This is a genomic window from Lysinibacillus sp. SGAir0095 (genome assembly GCF_005491425.1).
Taxonomy (GTDB): Bacteria; Bacillota; Bacilli; order Bacillales_A; family Planococcaceae; genus Ureibacillus.
In genome coordinates this window covers 931,076-953,085 of the sequence record NZ_CP028083.1, presented here as the reverse complement: position 1 = coordinate 953,085, position 22,010 = coordinate 931,076, and the positions used below count along the sequence as shown (strand labels likewise).

Here is a 22,010-nt window from a genome sequence, read left to right as displayed (position 1 = left end):
GTTAAATCACCGGCTTTTGTTCAATATGTGCATTAATTTTCGCAATTTCAGGATGTTCTTTTAAATATTCGATTACATCAATACTTGAAACTAGTGGATTATCAAAATACTCTGCCACTATTTTAAGAAGTTCATAATCCTCAGGTGTATCTAATGTAATACGAAATTCCGGAGCAAGACGATTTTCAGGCACTGTATATGTAGCAGTAGTAAATTCATTCGAAAATTCATAAGCATAATATGTTACATGTTCACGGTGCCGTGCTTCCTGACCAACCTCATGAATACGTAGTAATGCTTTATACGAAATAAGCTCTACTGCAAGTCCTCGTGGAAGTTCACCGTCTACTAACACAATGTCTTTTCTTTCTCTTGCCATTAATGAAACTATCTCGCTAGCCATTTCATAGTCTACAAATGGACAATCCGATGTTACGCGCATGACGTATTCTGGATTGTACTGCTTTGCACACTGAACATAGCGGTCTAATACATCATCTTCTGAACCTCTGAAATAATTGATACGATGTGCTTCACACCACTCTGCTATAGGGTCATCCTGAGTCAAAGTAGAAGTAGCAACAATGACTTCACTAACCCCTTTTATTTGTTTACAGCGCTCCACATCATATGTTAGTACATCTACATTTCCAAGCTCTTTTAAAATTTTGCCGGGTAAACGGGAGGACCCCATTCGTGCTTGAATGATACAAATTATTTTCATATCTCTCTTCCTTTTTTAAAGAATGACTACTTCTCTAGTAAATGATTTTAAAAAACTCTGACCGTCCCATACACCATCAAAATTCAATGCTTGACCAATAGGGACAATGCGATCTAGACCTCTAGAAGAAATTGAATTCACAAGTAACTCTAGCTCTGAATGCGTAAATCCAAAATAGGCTAAGGTTTGATCTTTATCTAAAATTACCTTTGAAAGATTAGGTAAACTCTCAATTTCATATTCATAAAATAAACCGCCGCCACAGTGACGTTCACGTGCTTCTAATGGCAAGTCGGTAACTTGTATCCGAGAAAAATACTTACTGTTTTCAATGTGTTTCACTTCAGATTCCGTAGCCAACCATAAACTTGTTGTATATTTCAAAACTTGTGAAGCAGCCGTTAATTCGTATTGTTTTTTTTGAATTTTGTTCTCAAAAGCAGACCAAAAACGCGATTTTGCCTTTTCTATTTGTTTTCCACACCATACAACAAGTCTTGGAGAAGAACATGCCATTTGATCAAACCAAAATACATCATTATAAAATTTTTCGAGTAACTCATCTAAGTCATTGTCATTCATATTCATCACAGCTTCCGCCGATAAGGCCGCTAACGAGAAGCGATCTGGAAATGCAAGTTCATTTGCCATAGGATTCAGTGGGATTTGGCGAATTGTTTTGACCGTATCGTTACCGCCCCAAATAACACGAGTATGACAGATTTCACTAATCTGCTCTCCGATATTTTCCTCATAATTATATGTACATATTATCGTCTGTTTTGCGATATTTTCAAATTCAGGTTTTGCAATTTCCGTTAAAATTAAATCTAGTAGTTCATTCTTTTGTTCCTTGCTAGATATACGAATAATGTTTCTATTACCAGCAAGTAATGACAACATCCAGGAATAAACAAAGATTGTATCCACATTGGAAGGGGCAATATGAAAAACTATTCCACGTGGTTTAATGAGTCTGTCTTTATTTTGTTCCTCCCATTTCTTCTTCATATCCTGGATATTAGCTTTTCTCAACCAGTAGCCTAACGCAACCACTTCCGGCATTTGACGCATTCTAACAAGACTCTTTGATAATGCTTTCGTGAAGAGTAGAACTTCCTCATCAAAAGGTGTAAAAGTATCTTTACTTCTCATAAGTTCTACTGCTTGGTCAAAGCCAATATCTTTTGGCCAGAATAGTTTCACACCCTTTTCCCTCCTTGAAATGTATCACTGCAACCTCGCAATTCTGCTTTTGGGATACGTCCTGCAACAGTAAAAAATTTTCCCTTCCAGCCACATGGACAATCGTCTTCTCCCTTAATCGTCCCCAGATCTTCAGTTAAAAGTGAATGTCCAGGGTAGCTTTTTGGTAGTTCACTAAGCACCTGTATTAATCCTTGCTGTCCATTTGGAAGAGGTTCAAATGTTAACGTATCCCGAATGATTACATCTGCAAACTGAGGTGTATGTAAATGACCATTTGAACACTCCACAAAAATGGAGCCAACCTGTTCCACCATGCCATAGTAGTTATGCACTTCACGAATACCGAGCTGATCATGAAGAAGTCGATTAAAGGTAGTCGAATCAACAGCTTCATCTTTTAACTTTTTCCAACCACCACCGTGAATTAAAATACTATCGCCAAAATCAAGGTTAATTCCTTGTTTTAATGATTCTCTATAAACGTATTGCCAAATCATAAATGTGAATCCAAATAATAAAATTCGTTGACCTTTATACTCGTCTAGATAAGCTTTCAATCCTTCGACATCTAAGCTCATATCATCATTTAGTGCATAGAAATGCTTACGTCCGAAATTTGAAAAGCCTAATATTCCAGCACCCCTAGCACTAAAAGATTTTCTGTCATTCAATACAGATTTTGTATCTAAAATAATCATCGGCAGTCGTTTACCACCTAGTAGAGGCTTCATTACCTCTACCAGTGTTTTCGTTTGAGCAAATGATGTTTCTTTATCTAAATAAATTTTAGAAACTTGTTGTCCCGTTGTCCCACTTGAGGTTAAGACTTTTATAACTTCTTCTTTTGGTACAGAGACTAAATCCATTAATTTGAATAATTGAACAGGTAAATATGGCACTTCCTCTAAATTATTCGCAGTGGTTGGATATCCACCTTTTTCAATCATCGAACGATATTCGGAACTTCGTTCAAAATGCAACTCTGTTAATGCATTTAATTTCTCTAGCAATAAAGGGGCTTTTTCAGCTTTTGTTAAATGATAAGGAATTGTCATAAGCATCGCTCCTTTAATGTAACGTAATCAACCTTTCCACTTTCAAAACGCGGAATCACTTCAAGAACTATCACTTTATAGGCAGTTTTATGCAATTTATAGTATTGTTCGACAGAAGCCTTTACTTTCGTTACATACTCATCATTTTCTATAGCGATAATCAATTTATCATCATTACCAGTACAGGCAATGGATGTATGGACTTCTGACTCCAATTTTTTCTCAACTTCATCTAAATTAATCCGTAAACCAAATAATTTTATAAATCTTTTCATTCGGCCAGTAATGATAAAATAATCATCCTGATCTAATGTTGCAGTATCACCAGTATGAAGAATTCCGTTCATTTCATCGCCTTTTTCAAGGTCCTCTAAACATTTGGCATAACCCATCATGACGTTTGGTCCTTTATAAATTAACTCACCGGTTTGTGAATCTATAGACAAGTCTCCACCAGGAATTGCAATTCCTATAGAACCAGCCTTTTCAAGTACTCTTTCTGAAGGAATATATGACATTCGAGGAGAGGCTTCAGTTTGGCCATACATAACAAAAAATCTCTTATTTTGTTCTTTAGCATATTGTGCAAAAAGTTTTACTAGCTTTTCCTTTAAGCGGCCACCAGCCTGTGTCAAAGTTTTTAAATGCGGCAAATTCATTTTCAAAAAACCAATACGTTGCAACATTTGATAAGTAAATGGGACCCCTGCCAATGAAGTTGCCTGCTGTTCCTGTATAAACTGCCAAAACGTTTTAGACATGACACTTTCTTCAGTTAAAAGGATACTAGCTTTTGCCTGCAGGTGACTATTTATAATTGAAAGACCGTATGAATAAGACATTGGTAAATTCATAATGGCTCTTTCATTTTCATCAATGTTTAAATATTCTACAATTGCTTCAGCATTCGATTGTAGATTTTCATAAGACAATCGGACAAATTTCTGGCTTCCTGTCGTACCGGAAGTACTAAGTAAAATTGCAAGATCTTTATGAATAAAAATATTGGAAGGACTAACCCTCTCTTGAATTAGACCATTTTGACAATAACCATCAAATGGATATGTACCAACAATCCAATAGGGCTTGTATTCATTAACAATTGATTTAAGTAACTCCGGGTTAGTGTCCGCACTCATTAACATAACGGCATGTTGATGATTTAATGCTGAAAGATAAGCACTTAATATTTCAATAGTATTCTTACAAAGCAATAACACTAACTTTTTATCATCACTTGAGAAATTGAATTGTTGTACCATATCATTTAACTCTTTATATGTATATTGCTGGTCTTCAGTAATAACTGCGATTTTTTCAGATACTCCAATATTTTGAAAACTCATCTAATTCCACCTCTCAATGGAAAAAGGTATGGTATAAATACCACACCCTTTCTTTAAAATTCAACATCATATTTTGCTAAGATTTCTTTTGCCTTCGCAAAAGTACTCATTTCTAAAACATCTTCAGTATCAAGCATTGTATCAAATTGATCATCAATTTCAGCAATCAATGCCATATGTGCGATAGAATCCCATTCAGGAATCGAATTATATGTTAAATCCTCTGTTACATTGGATTCTTCAATGCCTAAGCTTTCCGCAAAAATCGTACGTAATTTTTGTTCATTCATAAAATATCCCTACCTAACTAATCTGTTACTATTATTATCGGATGGAAATAAAAATTATTCAATGTTTATAAAAGAAACTCTGCCCTTAATATATGAAATTTCTTGCATTCATTTTCCCATGTCGAAGAAAGCAATTCAAAATATTCTACATTATAAAATTTTCCGTTTTTAAAAACATGTTCTTTAAACGTTGCTGCATGTGTAAAACCATAGTGCAAATGCATTTTCATCATACCATCATTACCTTCCATGACCTCTGCGTACACCTTATTTAATTGAAGGTCATTAAACACGAAATTATATAGATAGGGATGGATACGACCAGCTATGATAGAATATGTCAAATCACCAATATAATATCCAAATGTAGCTTTTCGATGAAGTCGGTCAATTTCGTTCAAAGAAATTAACCCAATCGCTTTTCCTTTATATTGAATAATCCAATAGTATTGCGTATCATCTTTTGCTATTTTTTCAAACCACTTTCGCTGATTATCCATATTCTTTTCAACATCTGTATACATAAACTGTGTAACATGCTCACTTGTACGCCATTCTAGAACTTGCTCTAAATCGGATTCTTCAAGCTTTTTAAATGTTATCATTTTTTCACCTCTAATGTGAAAGGCATGGTTAAATCACCATGCCTCCATCTACACCTATAACTTGCCCAGTAACATACGAAGATAAATCAGAAGCTAAAAATAAAACAGTATTAGCTACTTCTTCTGGTTTACCGATACGTCCCATTTTAATCTCGGATAATCGTTGCTCAAACTTTTCCTGTGAGAGCTGCTTTGTCATATCTGTTTCAATAAATCCAGGTGCCACTGCATTTACACGAATATTGTAAGGAGCCAGTTCCTTAGCAGCCGAGTACGTTGCGCCAATGACAGCTGACTTACTAGCCCCATAAACAGTTTGCCCCGCATTGCCAGTTCGTCCAATAATGGAACTTACGTTAATAATGGATCCAGATTTCTGCTTCATCATTAATCTGGAAGCATATTGCATATGATAAATGACAGCTTCGATATTTACAGCAAACGTGTTCGAAACTTGCTTTTCATTTACCATGCCGAGTAGAGCATCATCTAAAACCCCTGCATTATTGACCAATACATCGAGATGCCCGACATTTTTTTTGATCCAAAGAAATGCCTTTTTTATAGAATCAATATCAGTAACATCATAATTTAACATATGTACATCTACTTCATAATTAGATTCTAATTCTTTTTTCACTTCGTCTAACCGTTCTTCTTCACGACCATTGATGATTATTGTCCATCCTTGCTTGGCTGCTTGAATAGCTGTTGCAAATCCGATACCTCGGGTTGCACCGGTGATAAAAATTGACTTATTACTCAATGTTCTCACTTACTTTCATAAATTGTTTCTATAGTACAGCTATATAAAGGTTCTCTAAATGAAATAGTGTTATCTGCGAAACTTGTATTTTTCTTTACAATATGCCAATCACCATACGTGTAATCCAAATAGCCTTTATAATCTTTCGGGACATTTATTTTAATACCTTCAAAAGATAACTCATCATATCCCTCAAAAAACTTTGCTGGAGTATCATTCAACTCTTGCTTAACCATTTCACCATCAAGAGTCATACAATCAAAGTTTACCATAAATACCTTTCGACCATTTTCTATACAATCTATCGTTATTGATGCAGGTTTACCATTTGAATAAGTTCTCAAATATAATTTAAGGTCAAATATTGCTTCAAAATTTTTAATAGAATTTATTAATGCTTCCTGTACTTTCTGTCTATCAGAACCAAAGATAGCGATATCAATGTCATCATCCCATGGAATTAGTCTGCCATCTCTGGCTATTCCTAATAATGTGCCAAAAGTATAGAAATGTGGAATTCTGTTAAGCGACTTCGATATCTCGGTGATTAACTGATTGGTCTTTTCTAAGATTGCCGGGTTTTCAAATGGCAATTCATCAACCTTCATGGAATTTTTGGAAGCAAATTCTATTCTTTGTTCTGGGATTCCCAATTCAGCTAACTGCTTCGAAATCGAATCTACATACATGCTGGTAACAATGATTTTGTCAAAATTATAATTATGAATAGATCTAGGACTAATTATTTCTATATTGCTCAGTAATTTTCCGTGCTTTTGCTCATCGTTATCTATTATGGCTAAGAAATTATAGTCATTTATATGGTTTTTGATAAAGTTTTGCCCACCTAGACTTGCTCCAAAGAGTAGTATATTACATTTCATTGTTATTTCCCTTTATTTGTTAGTATATTCCGTATTTTAAATCTTCCTTTATTTTAGTTGTTGATACGTCCTCTGTTCTAGGCAAATAGATAATTTTGCAATACTTAGCTAAATCATCAAATTTACCTTCCCAATCATCCCCCATTACAAAAACATTAATCTTTTTTAAGTCAATATCAAATTGTTTTTGTTCCCAGGAATTCTCTGGTATCACTTCATCAACATATTTAATAGATTCTAATAAATATTTCCTATCCTCATAGGAATGATAAGCTTTTTTACCTTTCACCTCATTGAATTCATCGGTAGATAAACCTACTGTTAAATGGTCACCTAAAGCTTTTGCTCTCTCCAACAATCTTATATGGCCCAGATGTAACAAATCAAATGTCCCATAAGTAATTACCTTTATCAGGTTGCATTTCTCCCTTGCTTAAATATTGTTAGTGATCATAGAATCAACTTTTGTATACCACAATCTATCTTGACAAATATCATCTTTAACTCTATGCATTCCACTGGTAGTTCCCTTGTTCTTTAATCTTTCTAAAATTAATGTGCTTTAGAATATTGGTACCATTATTATCTAAAACATATTGATTTTTCTTATTTACATATCTCAATAGTTCTTTATACATAATTTTAAAGTTCTCTTTTATATCTTCAATTTGGTCATTTCTCATAACATTTCTAAAGTGTGTATGCCATGCTCCTCTATTATCAAAATCTAATATCTCTGCATTATTATCTATTGCAAAAAATGATAACAGATTAAATGTATTATGAGGGTCCACTTTATACATATAGAACTCCAAACCAAGAGGACTAATAATTAAATGATAATCTTTATTAGTTACACTATATGATTTTCTTAATACGCCGTTGTATTTTGATGTTTGATTGGCTAGTAAGTTTCTTGAAAAAACAAATTCACGCTCTATTTGCAAGGCATTACATCCAATATCATCAAATTTATTATTATAATTAATATTTAATAAATCTAAAATAATCCATTTCAAATCAATAAGTGAAACAAGGTTTTTATTAACACTAGGTTTTATAGTTTTGTCATATACAAAACATGGTGTATGAACTAGAGTACTATAAGGTTCCATTGAGTGGCAAAATCCACCATTTAGCGAATGGGACCAAAATTCGTCACCATGATCTCCATAGGCAACAATTATTGTATTATCGAGCATGTCCAACTCATCCAAATATTTGACTACATTCTTAAATGTTCTATCAATACTCTGGTAGCCTAAACTTCTTCTTTCAAAAAAGTTTTTTCCTTTTTCTTTCAATTCATCGGTATAATATAAATGACTTCTTATATCCCAAACATGTAATGCAAGAGGTAATTCTTGTTTTTTTGCATTTTCCATTGCATTAAAAATATTATGGTAGAATTCTTCTTCATTTGAGCTAGAATAATCATAAATGTTATTAGGAACATCCCAAATATCGTATGTATTTACCTCATCTTTCCATGGTTTAGGATAGGCAATACCTTTTGCATAGTATCCTTCTGAGTGTAGTATAGTGAAGAGATTTTTATCTTTTTTTGCTATTTTAAAGTCGTTTTCAAAATTTGTAGTTAAATCTAATTCCCAATCATTTCCATAAAAGAAGTCTGTAAAAGCCATAATTGAAGAAGAAGCACTGGACATAAAATTTGGGAAGTCAATTGATTCACTCTTCATTTTCATAAAGTACTTTAGATTATTCATTTCTTGAAACAAAATTTGATTTGATAAACTTTCCATATGAATAACTACTAGATTTTTTTTCATATTATCCTCCATAATTAACTTTAGCCATTTTCTATAAAAGACATTCTATAGCATCTACAGAAAAAACAGGAATATTACTATTTTGGAAAACATCCTTACGTTCACTATAAGCATCATCGATAAATATACCTTTATTATGCTTAATATAATCTGATTTTAATTGACCGTCTTTTAGCCAAATTATTTCATCAAATAAGTTTTCTAGTCTATACTTTCTTATTTCCTGATGTAAATCTCCAAGATGCCTAGTTATCAAATGAATTTTGCATCCATCATTGATACTTTTATAGATAAAATTAATTGCATTGAGATTAACTTTTGAGTTAATTATTAGAGTATCATCAAAATCAATGTATACATGTTCATACGTATAATTAATTTTAAAATTAGATACAAATGATTTTTCTAATTCAATATTAAATTTATTTTTTAACACTTCAATCTCTATATTTTCTAAATTTATAATATTTAATAAAGGCAAATTTATCCCTAAGTTTCTATAAAGACCACTTACTCCAGCAATTCTTGGAGCAATTTCAAGTAAACACAACTCACCAGTATGATCCTCCTTTACCTGAAAGAACCATGCACCGTTAAATTTCAAATTATCGTTTATAATATTTGCAATCTCATTAAACTTATCACTTTCAACGGGTACGGCACTGGCACTTATACCATTTACTATACGTTTTCTTTCTCTAGCTCCAATAAAAATTAATTCACCATGAAAGTTTGAAAAACAATCAATTGTAAATTCTTTCCCTGGAAGATATTCTAGTAACAAATTATTTGGTAACTTTGTTTGATAATAAAATAATTCTTCTTGATTGGATACTATCGCTGTATTCCTACTCCCATAACCAATATCTGGCTTTGTGAAAAGTGGAAAAATCATATTTGAAGAATTATTATAAATTGTAGGGGTATTAAATTTTCCCTCAAAATACTTATAGCTTTTTAGTTTACTCATACAAATTTCTACAGTACCCTTAGGGGAACATATCACTTTACAATTTATGGAATCTTTATGTTCAGAAACTTTTAGAATAACAGAATCCATTGCTGGGTAAAGAATATCAATATTATGATTCTCGATAAATTCATTTAAATAACTGATAAAATTGTCGTCATTTACATATGGAAAACCATCATAATAATTTTCATAAAACATTTTTCCAGGATCACTATTAACACTGGAACCACCAAATAAAACAATATTCTTTTCGAAACTTAAACTTCTATATATTTCCAAACCGATTTCTGAACCACAGGGGAAAACTAAAATATTTTTTTTCATAAGTACCCTCTTAAAATTAATAATATGTGAGTTTATTTAATTATCTATTGTAATCAATAAATCCAAATACATTGTAAATTGTCTATTTTCTAAGAAACCTAAATCAACTAGTTGTCGGCTAATTTCCTCATAATACATACTTCCTACAATGATGTATATATCTTGAGTCGAATCAATTTCTTCTATACTATCTATAGGTATTATACCATCTATTTTCTTACCCTTTTTGCTTAGGTCATTATCTATAAAAGAAACGATTGGTATCTGAATATAATCTAATAATTCCTTAACATTCAGTCCTGCAGTTCCAGTGCCAAATACATAGACTTTTTTATCTTTCAAAAAATTTCGGATTTTTTTCCCTACTATATTAACTTCTTCGATATTTATGTAAAAGTCATCTTTTTCAACTAGCGTTTTAATACTATTTAACAAAATTCTAAACTCACATTTTTTTATTGCTTTATATACCATTTCATTGAATTTTGCATTTGAATAGTCATTAAAATATTGAAGCATTTTAACCTTATTTCTATCAAATTTAATAGTGTTTAACTTTCTTTTTGTAGACCAGATACCATCATCATGTACTCTATATACACACATACACTTATTGATATATTTAACTTTTCCATTAATCAAATTTATTAAATGTAGGGGTTTATCACACACTATTAGTTCTTCAAACCATTCCGGTATCTCTTTATAATATCCGTTTCGATAAACGACCGATGCTGTTGGCATGAATAGATCATTCATTACATCTTCTATATTATATTCCAACGGGGTGGTTTCTCTTTTAGGAGGTATAAACTCTCCGAATGCAGCCTCTCTATTTAACTTTAATATTCTAGCTTGGTGGAAACATAAAGCATAGTCATGATTTTTCACCAAGAAATTAACTTGAATTTCGAGTTTCTCTGGATCTACCCAAAAATCATCTCCATCTAATAAAGCAATATAATCACCGTCACAAGCATGGAGTAATTTTCTAAAATTTTTTGCAGGTCCTAAATTCGCTTCAGTTTTTAGTATTTTAAATATTTCAGGATATTTCTCTTTATATTCCAAAACTATTTCCATTGTTCTATCTGTTGAACAGTCGTCAGCGACAACAATTTCAATATTTCTATAAGTTTGGATTAAAACACCTTCTATAGCCTGTCTAATATATTTTTCATGGTTATAAGTTATAAGAGCAACACTAACTTTTGGATACATAAATTTACCTTACCTATTTTTATTTTTAACAATAATTGTACTACCATGATGATCGACTATTGGTACACTATATATCCCATTTTTTTCGGTGAATTCTTTTACAGCTGCTTTTACGCCACTATAATGTGGGAAATTATAGTCATGTACTATAATATAACCACCAACTGATAATCTATCGTAAAAATATTCTAAACCACTTAAAATTGGATTATACAAATCAACATCTATACTTACTAGTGCATATTTTTTATCTTCAACTTGAATAGTTGAATCAGGAAAATATCCTTTAACGATTTGTACGCGTTCTTTGTTGGAAACTTTACTTAGAACAATTTCTTCGTTTGTATCATTTAGCCAATTCACTTTCGCTGGTGAATAACCATACTTCATTTCAATTTCTGTATCTTTTTTTGAAAATCCTTCGAATGTATCGAATAGTAATAACTCTCTGTTTGGAAATAAGTCGCCTAAAAGTTTAGAAAAGTCACCTTGATAAACTCCTAATTCTGCAATAGATCCCTCAATATTATTATTGATTATTTCTCTTGATAGTAAATCCAGAGTACTAACTCTTACATAATCAATTCCTTTTAATAAATAATCCGGATAGTCCATATAATTAATTTTTGGTTTTTCTATTTTTCTATTCATAAAAACAGTTGCATAGTCTTGATTAAGCGTAGCAAACTCATCCTTGAAAATTGCAATTTCTTTTTGATATTGATTAAACTGATCACCTATTACTTCACCAGCTTTTTTTCTATAAAGGAATTGGGGTAGTACAATCTTAGAGTAGGGTACACCTAACTCTAATAATTGATCTAGCATTTGATTCTGATAAGTTATGCTTGCTATAACTATAAAATCAGATTCCAATTTTATTCCTTCTTCTACTAGATAAACTGGAATATCATACATTTTAGTTTTATTTAATTTTGAATCATTATTAATAAATGCAATAATTTCCAATTTTTCATTATCAATTGACTGTTCTAGGATTTCATATCCATTTTTACCACCAAAAATAATAATTTTTGTCAAAAAAATTCCCCCAAGGAAAAATCATTTAAAACATTCTAATTTAAACGTAAGCTATATGTCCTTGTAATAATTTGTCCAATTAATTTACTTAAATTTTCTTTCGAACTTGATACAGTAAAACCTAATTCTAGATTTATTTTTGAAAAATCAATAGCATATCTAAAATCATGTCCTGGTCTATCGTCAACGAAAGTAATTAGTTGCTTGAAAGAATTCATCTCTTTTTCTTTTAATTTAAGTTGTAACTTTTCATCTAATATTTCACATATTTCATTAACTAAATCTAAATTAGTTCTCTCATTATCCGCACCTATCAAATAGGTCTCACCTGATTTTCCATCATGAAAAACTAAATCAATTGCTCTACAATGGTCCTCTACAAATAACCAATCCCTAACATTTAACCCTTCTCCATAAATGGGAATCGATTCAAAGGCTAATGCCTTTCTTATAATAGTCGGAATCAATTTTTCATCATGTTGGTTTGGTCCGAAATTATTGGAACAATTAGTTGTAACAACATTTAATCCATAGGTATGATAATAACTTCTTACTAACATATCCGAAGCAGCTTTACTTGCTGAATATGGACTATTTGGTGCATATGGTGAATCCTCAGTAAAGTATCCGCCTTCACCTAGAGTCCCATATACTTCATCGGTTGAAATATGATGAAATCTAGCATTTTTGTATTTTTCTTTCACTTCATTTTGCTTATCTAACCAAGTATTTCGAGCAACATCAAGTACGGTAAATGTTCCTAATACATTGGTTTCAACAAATGCACTGGGATTTTTAATAGAATTATCTACATGTGATTCTGCTGCAAAATGAATTACTCCTTGGAATTCATATTTCGAAAATAAGTATTCAACTAATTCCCTATTACAAATATTTCCTTTTACAAACTCATAATTAGGATGTTTTTCGACAGCCTTTAAATTTTCTAAATTCCCAGCATAAGTAAGTAAATCTAGATTAACTATCTTATATTTCGGAAATTTATTTAGCATATATATAATGAAGTTTGAACCGATAAAACCGGCCCCACCAGTAACTAACAAATTCATAATCTTTTCTCCCTTATCTATCTATAACTGAATTCACAAGATCTGAAATATATATAACCATATCTATTTCTAAGTCAGGATATAAAGGTAAACAAAGTACCCGTTTAGATATATCCTCAGCAATAATGCATTTATTTTTATTTTGAATATAAGGCAGGTTATTTAAAGATGGGTAAAAGTATCTTCTTGTATGTATATCCTTAGAAGATAGCACTTCAATTATTTTTAGCAATGTAGTTTCATCATTAAGTAAAATTGGATAATAAGCATAGTTATACTCTACATTATCTTCTATATGAATAACTCGTAGATCTTTTGGAAGTAGATTATCATACGTTTCACTTATCATTTTTCTTTTCAATTTATTTTCTTCAATATATTTTAAATTGCATATCCCCATAGCAGCATGAAACTCTGTGCCTTTTGCGTTTATTCCAGCCAAATAAAAATCATTTCCTATATAACCATAATTCCTCAATAACTCCACTCTTTTTACTAACTCTTCTTTATTACATGTTAAGCCGCCACCCTCAACTGTATGAAAAACCTTTGTTGCATGGAAGCTATAAGTAGAAATATCACCATAATTAAATACTGATTTCCCCTTATAATTAACTCCGAAAGCATGTGCCCCATCATATATAACCTTTAAATTATATTTATTTGCTATTTCTTCAATTAACTCTACATCACATGGTACACCATATACATGAGTTGCCATTATTGCACATGTTTTTTCGGTGATTGCACTTTCAATTTTGGTTACATCTATAGTTAATTTTTTCGGTTCAATATCTACAAATACAGGAACACAATTTTCCCAAATTATTGATGTTGTAGTCGCTACAAATGAAAAAGGCGTTGTTATTATTTCACCTTCCAACTCAAGTGCTTTAATTGCCAATTGTAATGCCAACGTCCCGTTTGTAACAAACTTCAAATTCGATACTCCTAAAACTTCTATCAAATTTTTCTCAAGAGATTGAACATTTATTCCGTTGTGGGTTAACCATTTGGTTTCCCATACTTTTTCTAATAACTGATCGTATTCATGCTTAGGTGGTAAAAATGGTTGTGTAACAGGAATCATAGTTTATAACCTTCCTTATAAATCTTATCTATTAATTTCATACGAAATAAAAGCTCACTATCTTTTTTATACGTTTTAGCATGAATTTTATTGGAAAATTCATACAACATAAATGTGAAGTGATTGGCTTTTGGAACGTCAATTAATGTTTGAGTTGTATTTTTTTCTAATAATATTTGATTAGTAAAATTTTCTGGTCTTGAAAATGCTCTTTTTACTGTTAATATCCCTTCTGTTCCCCAAAGACGATATTCGTTTCTATAAGCTAAACCAAACCCATAACTAATTACTGCTCGTGTGAATTGATTCTCTAATAATAAAGTGCCATTTTCATCTATATCCAATTCATTATTGAATTGGATAGAAGAATGTACTTTTAAATCAGTTTCCATCAATTCATTAGCATTGCCCAATAATTTAGTCACCAAACTTAATGGATAAACTAATGCATCTAATATTGCCCCACCACCGAGTACTTTGTTATAACGGAAATCTTTATTATCTAAGTGAGGAAATCCAAAAAATGCCTCAATTTGTTTGATTTCACCAATACTACCTTCTTTCAATAAATTCTTGATAATTGACAATAAAGGATGGTATTGATACATCAAAGCCTCCATCACTACTACTTTTTTTGATTCTCCTTTTTCCAAAAGGTCTAAAGTAGTTTCATAATTATTAGTAAATGTTTTTTCCAATAATAAATGTTTTCCAGCATCAATCACTTGTAATCCATATTTGTAATGTAGCGCAACTGGAGTCGAAACATAAACTGCATCTATATCCGTTTTTAGTAAATCCTCGTATGTACCTGAAGCTATATTGTACTTCTCATGAATTTCAATCTGCTTTTCTAAAGATCTAGAACCAATAAAGCATAATTCAAAATCTGGATGATTTATGGCTGCAGGGATGATAGATTTTTTTGCAATATTTGAATAACCCATAATTCCAATTTTAATTTTCTTCATATCCGATTTCTCTCCAATTAAATGTAGACAACAGAGATCTAGCTTCAATATTGACATTAGAAGACTCTTCCAAAAGTTTTTTCAAGGTATACAAAGTAGCCCAATCATGTGAGTCTGGCAATTCAATTTCAATCTCTTCTGGAATTTCAATAATTACATATTTATTCTCCATTTGATAAAATCTCCCACCTTCTTCTGATAGTTTTGAACTAAATATTTCTTTACCAGAAGCTATTAAATCAGTAAAAAAATTAGGAAGATTTTTCACTGGAACATTATGTAATGTAGGTCCGATTTCAGCACTACTGGTTATACCAATTTCATTACAATATTGAATTAAATAATGATATATGCCATCTATTTTTTTTATTATAAAGCAATTTAACTTTTCAATATTGTCTGCAACAATAGGTTGTGACCAAGATGAAATTTCTCTATTTTGAATAGTTACTTCAATAAACTTCACACAAAATTCCTTATTATGATTACTATAGATAGAATAGTTATCATAATACCAATTATTTTGAAGTGCCACATTTAAAGAAGATAGTTCTGTTTTTTTAGGGCGCGCTTTTTTCTTATTCAGATTGTTTTTTATAACTTGATAATTTTCATTATTATAAGAATTACTAAAGTACGATTTACTCCAAGACTCATTTTTAGAATGTTCAAGTTTATATTTCTTTGGTAATTTTAAACAACTAATGATACTTCTTAAATCCATATTAATTATATTGTCTTCCTTTAATAAATCGATTATTAAAGATAAAGATAACCAATAATGATTTTCTGATTCCGACTTTATATTCGCACTATCAATTTCTACAATAATGTTCCAGTTTCTTTTTTCAAAGAATTTTGCACCTTGTTCAGACTGTAGTTGTTTATAGACCATTTGGCTTGTACCATTCAAAAAGTAATCGATATATTTTACCTTTTTACCTTTATGAACTCTTTTATAATTACTTTCCGTCGCTTGAACAGTTGGTGAAATTTGAATTATATCTTTGTTTCCTGGTTCTATTTTCATCTGAACTAAGCAATATAAAACCTGATTGACTTCTGTAATAATTAACCCTAATATCCCGTGTTCTGGTTGGTTAATAATTAACTGTATTGGATTTTCTTCATTTTGAGATATTAGACTTTGTATTTTGAAAAAACCATTTGTTTCATGCTTAAGATTTCCTTCAATTTCATCAAACTTCCAATACTCAACACAATCAAATGGTATTAAATTAATCTTAGCTTTTGTTTCATTCCTTTTGTTTTGTAAAAGCTTTAAAAAGTCCCTTTTATCATTTAAAGCAAACAATGGTATATTATAATTCTCCATATTCAATTTCCCTTTTAACTTTCTTTTAACGCTTTAATATACTGATTATAAGAATTCTGTGCTTCACTTATTATTAAATCCTTTTTCTCAATCCATCCGTTATTTAAGGCAATTTCCTCTAAACAAGCAATCATATATCCTTGACGTTTTTGAATTGTTTCGACAAATTGACCTGCTTCTAGTAAACTTTCAAATGTTCCTGTATCTAGCCAAGCAAAACCACGACCTAATAAGTTCACTTTTAATTTCTTCTTTGCAAGGTAATCTTTGTTTATATCTGTTATTTCAATTTCACCTCTTGCTGAAGGTTTAACATTCTTAGCAATAGAAATGACATCATTGTCATAGAAATATAAACCAGTTACAGCAAAATTCGATTTTGGTTTAGTTGGTTTTTCTTCTATTGAAATAACATTCATTTTAGAATCAAATTCAACTACTCCAAATCTCGAAGGATCTTTTACTTGATATCCGAAAACAATTGCTCCTTCAGATAACTTAACCGCTTCTTTCAAGACAGGAGTAAAGCCTTGACCATAAAATATGTTGTCCCCTAATATCAAACAAACATTATCGTTTCCTATAAATTCTTCACCTATTATAAATGCATCAGCTAATCCTTTGGGTTCAACTTGAACTATATAAGATAAATTTATACCCCATTGACTTCCATCTCCGAGGACACTTTTGTATGAATCTATATCCCTTGGAGTAGAGATAATTAAAATTTCATTTATACCCGACAACATTAATACAGATAATGGATAATAAATCATCGGTTTATCGTATATAGGTAATAATTGTTTTGATATCGATTTTGTAATAGGATACAGTCTAGTTCCACTTCCACCAGCCAGTATAATTCCCTTCATAAGTCCACCCTCTAATTTAAATTAACTATATTACTCAACTCATAAATACCTTTTTAATTCTTCCATTGTTAACCATGTATTATTTTTATCACTTGTATATTCAAAACCTTCTTCTAATGTTTTTCCACCCTCTGCAAATTTTGGCGTCCAATATGGAAATTCTGGCTGTATTACATAATATGAATCAAATTCAACTGTATGGCGCGCGTCGTCTTCCATAATCATTGCTTCATGAAGTTTTTCACCTGGGCGAATACCGATAAATTCGATTCTACAGTCTGGACCAATTGCTTTGGCTAGGTCGACCACTTTCATACTTGGAATTTTAGGAACGAATATTTCTCCACCATGCATTCTTTCTAAATTCTCAATTACAAACTGAACTCCTTGATCAAGGGTAATCCAAAAACGAGTCATACGTTCATCTGTAACAGGTAACACTCCAGTATGTTTAATCTTATTAAAAAATGGTAATACACTTCCTCGGCTTCCGACAACATTTCCATAACGAACCACCGCAAATCGTGTTGGCTTTTCCCCTACATATGAATTAGCAGCAACAAATAATTTATCTGATGCAAGTTTAGTTGCACCATATAAATTTACAGGAGCACATGCCTTATCAGTTGATAAAGCGATTACTTTTTCAACACCACAATCAATCGCAGCTTCGATAATATTCTGTGCGCCATGGATATTTGTCTTTACTGCTTCAAATGGGTTATATTCACATGCTTCTACATGTTTCATCGCTGCAGCATGAATAACATAATCTACTCCATCAAATGCTCTATTCAGGCGTTCCTTATCTCGAACATCTCCAATAAAGAAACGAAGACGCTTATCATTAAATTCTTGTTTCATTTCATATTGTTTTAATTCGTCACGGCTAAAAATGATGATTTTTTTTGCATTAGAATCCAAAGCTTTTTTTATGAATTTTTTCCCGAATGATCCAGTACCGCCAGTGACCAAAATTGTTTTATTTTCTAAAATATTCATTTAAAGTTATTCTCCAATCTTTAGAGCTTGTATATTAAGTATTATTACTAATTAGTATGACCCAATGTAAAAAAAGAAAAAGAAAAACCTACAAATCATAGGCTTTCGTTTCTAATTAATTGTTGGAACTCTTGTCGATTTATGTATGGAACATTATCAATTTTCGCACCATTGTAGGCGGTATTAAATACTTTTACATCTGAACGCTGAATTTTACTTTTAAACCATCTTAAATAGGTGTTTAAGTTAGACATTGTATCAATAGTGTCTCCATTGTTACTTTTTATTTTGCGCAAATCAAAATCAAAATTTCCTTGCACTTCTCCTCCTGAAGTTGAATGTACTGCATGTGTTTGCTTCCCTTTAAAACCCAAATCTAATCCGAATAAATAAATAGTTTCAAAACCTAAGTATTCCAATAAACTAAAGGTTACTGTTGAAACAGATCCACCTGTTTCAACACATGGTAAACCAGTATCAGCTGCTAATTTTTCTGCATCCGAAAACCCATACTGGCATAATATATGTCTATTTCCCTTATGTTGTTTAATTGTTTCATGATTTGCGGTACTTAAATAAAATAAAGGACATTGTATTTTGATATTGTAAAGTTGTTTTCTTATACTCTCTTTTGGGTCTGAAATTACAATAGCAGAAGGCTGTATATTATTAGCTAGTAAAACTTTTAATGCCGAACCTACTACAAACAACTCAATTTTGTCCTCATTGTTTTTTAACCAATTAATAGTCTCATTTAATGATGGCCCTGATGCTATAAGAGCTACCTGTTTTTTTTTAAATTTAGGATATGGATTAAAATCCCTAAGTAAGATATTTGAATTAAAATTAATATCCATCAATAAAGCTGATTTTTGATAAGTAAGTTGATTAATTTTTATATCTTCTAAATAAGGTAATAATGGATGCTCAATACCAAGTGCTTTAATCCAAACCCTAGGAATAAGTAATTGAATTGAATAATCAAATTTAATGTCTGCAATACGATTTACTAAATATATATTAGGAGCTAATTTCTTTTGAACTCGATTCGTATAAAGTACTTTTTCTTCTTGCTCAAAATAATAAATATACACAACTTTTCCCTTAGCCAATTGGGCAAGTTTTTCTAGATGATAGCCTAATCCCAATCCTATTAATAAATAACATTCTTTCGTAGTATCAAATTCATTTTCTATCCACTTATAAGCATCTTCTCTTGGACGATATCGACTATATATGGAGTTACCATTTAATAAAAGTGTTTCTTCTCCATTTTTCGCTTTTATAACATCCCACTGCATTTAGTTATCGAATCCTTCAATACGATTGACTTTTTCAAAAAATGGTGCAATCTCATATTCAAACATATCTGCAACAATCACATAATCTTGTATTTCTAAACCATTATTTATTTCATTTAGAAATTCATGAATTTTTTCTACTTCAAAGAACACTTCTACCCCATTTTTACTTAATAATTCACTTGCCTGAACAATCCATCCCATACCCTCAGAAAATTGTAAAATCAAATGCATAGCTTCGGCAATATTGTCTTTTCTTAAAAAATCAGCAATTTGAAAACATCCATTAGAAATATTATTAGTATAATTGTTAAAGCTTTCTACCACTTCATGAACTTCTTGAATCATTATTTTTCCTCATTTCTTTAAAATTTCATAGCATCCATAACAAAATTAGTTGTAATATTTACTCCATCTAAAATTCGCTTATAAAGAGTCTTTGTCTGCAAAGATACCCTCTCAAAAGTTTCTTCTTTTGTTTCATTTTCCTTTGGTAAATAACTATTTAATAATTCAATTGAAATTGCCGAAGTAATTGGATCCAGTGGAACTTCAATTAAATACTTGTTAATATCTTTCTCAATCTTATCTAACTTTTTTATCAGTTTATGATTAAATTGATTTCCAGACTTAATCTTCTGTAAGCTTTCAATCCCTAATTCTAAAACATCCTTCAAAGATTCTAATTGTTTAATTAAATCTTGATAAACAAAATAGATATCTTTTTTAGTCAAATTAATTTCATTGTTGTATAGCTCTATATGATTATCTAGATTACAGTTTTCTTCAAGAAACTGTTTAAAAGGTATTTGCTGGAAACCTTTAATTTTCACGCCGCCTTCAGTACAGTTAAAGAAAGGTACTTTGGGCGGAGATGCTGTTATCAATGCTTCAAAATCTAACCTCATTGTATTAAAGACTGGAGAAGTCCATACTTGATCGTCATAATAGCCAGCTGTAAGAAAAGCCTCATGTTCCTTTATAAACTTTTCATCAACTTTGCGTGAATTTTTATTATACTCTGCATGTGTCAAATTATCGGTATAGGCTAAATCTTGGCCTATCAAAGCAACAGGTCCAGTAGAAATGTATTGAGCAACATTAAAAGCACTATGGGCAACACTTCCTCCAAGTTCTAAAATTGGGAATTCAATATTTAACTTGTCAATTAAAAATCCACGTAATTTCTCAAATCCTTGAGTACCAATAATATATCCTTTTTTATGAAAAGAATTGTTAACTTTATAATGATGTTGTAAAGAATAAATTAATTCAGCATTATTTATTTGAGTGTCCTTAAAATGTTTATAGTTTGGTTCACCCCCATCAATTGATACTACATAATCTGGTTCAATCTCGTTCTTTAATAAAGAGTTAATAGTTGAACCTGCTGCAATTAAAATAAATGAATTTCTAAATTTTTTTAGTAATGGAATTTGTTTATTAAGTGAGGGCCCACCTGATGCAACAATTACTGGACAGCTATATTTCTCTTGCAAAACTTCAATATTACTATCTGAATAAATATTTCTCAAATTTAAGATAAAATTACGTTGCCACTCCTCAGCATATCTTAGAATTGTATAGTCATTTGTTCGATTTTTGTATTGAACACTTTTGATCTTCAATAACAATTCCATGAAAAGTTCAGGGAAAATTTTATCGTAATTCGGTAAACAAAATGTTTTATATGATACCCTAGCTTCTAAAGCAATTGAATCAAGATATAATTGAAAATTAGATATTACTGAACTATCAAACAAATAAAGATTTTCTCCCTCGTGCAATATTTCCACCTGTTCATGTTCAAATAATGGATCTATAACAATAATTTTTTCTTGGAAGGCTCTTCTTTTTAACATTTCTTCGACGACATATCCACAACCATATCCAAATATAATATGAACATGATGTGGTGTATAATTATTTTCAACAATCTGCTTCGCTTCATTAAATGGATTATATTTACTTTGCACATAATATTCATTAATCTTCAATATTTTTTCGCCACTTTTGGCTTGTAAATATTCTAAAGTAATCTCTGATTTCAATTTTGTCACCTCTTCCTATATATCGACAAAAATTTTAAAAGATTCATTTATAATTTAAAAAACCTCTAGCTAAATTAGCTAGAGGT

The 22,010-nt window shown here is 30.9% G+C and carries 22 protein-coding genes; all 22 read right to left on the bottom strand.

Features of this window, described 5'->3' with window-relative positions; genetic code table 11:
• Position 1: 1 nt before the first annotated feature.
• Positions 2 to 724 carry a cytidylyltransferase domain-containing protein gene (locus C1N55_RS04730; protein WP_137727747.1) on the bottom strand — a complete coding sequence of 241 codons (723 nt, stop codon included), beginning with the start codon at positions 722 to 724 and terminating at the stop codon, positions 2 to 4.
• 15 nt (positions 725 to 739) lie between these two features.
• A complete protein-coding gene (locus C1N55_RS04725) occupies positions 740 to 1,930 on the bottom strand; it encodes an acyl-CoA reductase (protein ID WP_137727746.1) in 1,191 nt (396 codons plus the stop codon).
• Positions 1,927 to 2,988 (bottom strand): LuxE/PaaK family acyltransferase, encoded by a 1,062-nt coding sequence (locus tag C1N55_RS04720; protein WP_137727745.1) that lies wholly within the window; start codon positions 2,986 to 2,988, stop codon positions 1,927 to 1,929. Before C1N55_RS04720 ends, C1N55_RS04725 begins: the two co-directional genes overlap by 4 nt.
• On the bottom strand, positions 2,985 to 4,334 hold the full coding sequence (locus tag C1N55_RS04715) for an AMP-binding protein (protein WP_137727744.1): 1,350 nt from the start codon (positions 4,332 to 4,334) through the stop codon (positions 2,985 to 2,987). Before C1N55_RS04715 ends, C1N55_RS04720 begins: the two co-directional genes overlap by 4 nt.
• Before the next feature lie 53 nt (positions 4,335 to 4,387).
• Positions 4,388 to 4,624 carry an acyl carrier protein gene (locus C1N55_RS04710; RefSeq protein WP_137727743.1) on the bottom strand — a complete coding sequence of 79 codons (237 nt, stop codon included), beginning with the start codon at positions 4,622 to 4,624 and terminating at the stop codon, positions 4,388 to 4,390.
• Positions 4,625 to 4,689: 65 nt separating this feature from the next.
• Positions 4,690 to 5,229 carry a UDP-4-amino-4,6-dideoxy-N-acetyl-beta-L-altrosamine N-acetyltransferase gene (gene pseH, locus C1N55_RS04705; RefSeq protein WP_137727742.1) on the bottom strand — a complete coding sequence of 180 codons (540 nt, stop codon included), beginning with the start codon at positions 5,227 to 5,229 and terminating at the stop codon, positions 4,690 to 4,692.
• 28 nt (positions 5,230 to 5,257) lie between these two features.
• Positions 5,258 to 6,004 carry an SDR family NAD(P)-dependent oxidoreductase gene (locus C1N55_RS04700; protein ID WP_137727741.1) on the bottom strand — a complete coding sequence of 249 codons (747 nt, stop codon included), beginning with the start codon at positions 6,002 to 6,004 and terminating at the stop codon, positions 5,258 to 5,260.
• Positions 6,001 to 6,879: a LicD family protein gene (locus tag C1N55_RS04695; RefSeq protein ID WP_137727740.1), complete on the bottom strand. Its 879-nt coding sequence runs from the start codon at positions 6,877 to 6,879 to the stop codon at positions 6,001 to 6,003. The genes C1N55_RS04700 and C1N55_RS04695 overlap by 4 nt, the downstream gene beginning before the upstream one ends.
• 19 nt (positions 6,880 to 6,898) lie before the next feature.
• Positions 6,899 to 7,294 carry a glycerol-3-phosphate cytidylyltransferase gene (gene tagD, locus C1N55_RS04690; protein WP_137727739.1) on the bottom strand — a complete coding sequence of 132 codons (396 nt, stop codon included), beginning with the start codon at positions 7,292 to 7,294 and terminating at the stop codon, positions 6,899 to 6,901.
• 91 nt (positions 7,295 to 7,385) lie between these two features.
• Positions 7,386 to 8,672, bottom strand: a complete 1,287-nt coding sequence (locus C1N55_RS04685) for a sulfatase-like hydrolase/transferase (protein WP_168193804.1) — start codon at positions 8,670 to 8,672, stop codon at positions 7,386 to 7,388.
• A 31-nt stretch (positions 8,673 to 8,703) separates the two neighbouring features.
• On the bottom strand, positions 8,704 to 9,969 hold the full coding sequence (locus C1N55_RS04680) for an ATP-grasp domain-containing protein (protein WP_137727737.1): 1,266 nt from the start codon (positions 9,967 to 9,969) through the stop codon (positions 8,704 to 8,706).
• 36 nt (positions 9,970 to 10,005) lie between these two features.
• A complete protein-coding gene (locus C1N55_RS04675; protein WP_137727736.1) occupies positions 10,006 to 11,190 on the bottom strand; it encodes a glycosyltransferase in 1,185 nt (394 codons plus the stop codon).
• A 9-nt stretch (positions 11,191 to 11,199) separates the two neighbouring features.
• Positions 11,200 to 12,231 carry a TylF/MycF/NovP-related O-methyltransferase gene (locus C1N55_RS04670; protein ID WP_137727735.1) on the bottom strand — a complete coding sequence of 344 codons (1,032 nt, stop codon included), beginning with the start codon at positions 12,229 to 12,231 and terminating at the stop codon, positions 11,200 to 11,202.
• A 35-nt stretch (positions 12,232 to 12,266) separates the two neighbouring features.
• Positions 12,267 to 13,301, bottom strand: a complete 1,035-nt coding sequence (rfbB, locus tag C1N55_RS04665) for a dTDP-glucose 4,6-dehydratase (RefSeq protein ID WP_137727734.1) — start codon at positions 13,299 to 13,301, stop codon at positions 12,267 to 12,269.
• A 13-nt stretch (positions 13,302 to 13,314) separates the two neighbouring features.
• Complete coding sequence (locus C1N55_RS04660; protein WP_137727733.1) at positions 13,315 to 14,391, bottom strand: DegT/DnrJ/EryC1/StrS family aminotransferase; 1,077 nt, start codon at positions 14,389 to 14,391, stop codon at positions 13,315 to 13,317.
• Positions 14,388 to 15,362 (bottom strand): Gfo/Idh/MocA family protein, encoded by a 975-nt coding sequence (locus C1N55_RS04655; protein ID WP_168193803.1) that lies wholly within the window; start codon positions 15,360 to 15,362, stop codon positions 14,388 to 14,390. Before C1N55_RS04655 ends, C1N55_RS04660 begins: the two co-directional genes overlap by 4 nt.
• A complete protein-coding gene (locus C1N55_RS04650) occupies positions 15,349 to 16,698 on the bottom strand; it encodes an NDP-hexose 2,3-dehydratase family protein (RefSeq protein WP_137727731.1) in 1,350 nt (449 codons plus the stop codon). The genes C1N55_RS04655 and C1N55_RS04650 overlap by 14 nt, the downstream gene beginning before the upstream one ends.
• Positions 16,699 to 16,712: 14 nt before the next feature.
• Complete coding sequence (gene rfbA, locus C1N55_RS04645) at positions 16,713 to 17,570, bottom strand: glucose-1-phosphate thymidylyltransferase RfbA (RefSeq protein WP_137727730.1); 858 nt, start codon at positions 17,568 to 17,570, stop codon at positions 16,713 to 16,715.
• 39 nt (positions 17,571 to 17,609) lie between these two features.
• A complete protein-coding gene (gene pseB / locus C1N55_RS04640; RefSeq protein WP_205758513.1) occupies positions 17,610 to 18,572 on the bottom strand; it encodes a UDP-N-acetylglucosamine 4,6-dehydratase (inverting) in 963 nt (320 codons plus the stop codon).
• 95 nt (positions 18,573 to 18,667) lie between these two features.
• Positions 18,668 to 19,873, bottom strand: a complete 1,206-nt coding sequence (locus tag C1N55_RS04635; RefSeq protein ID WP_137727729.1) for a motility associated factor glycosyltransferase family protein — start codon at positions 19,871 to 19,873, stop codon at positions 18,668 to 18,670.
• Entirely contained in the window at positions 19,874 to 20,221 is a 348-nt protein-coding gene (locus tag C1N55_RS04630) for a DUF8042 domain-containing protein (protein ID WP_137727728.1), read from the bottom strand. It abuts the gene before it with no gap.
• Positions 20,222 to 20,238: 17 nt separating this feature from the next.
• On the bottom strand, positions 20,239 to 21,924 hold the full coding sequence (locus tag C1N55_RS04625; protein WP_137727727.1) for a motility associated factor glycosyltransferase family protein: 1,686 nt from the start codon (positions 21,922 to 21,924) through the stop codon (positions 20,239 to 20,241).
• Between the last annotated feature and the right edge of the window lie 86 nt (positions 21,925 to 22,010).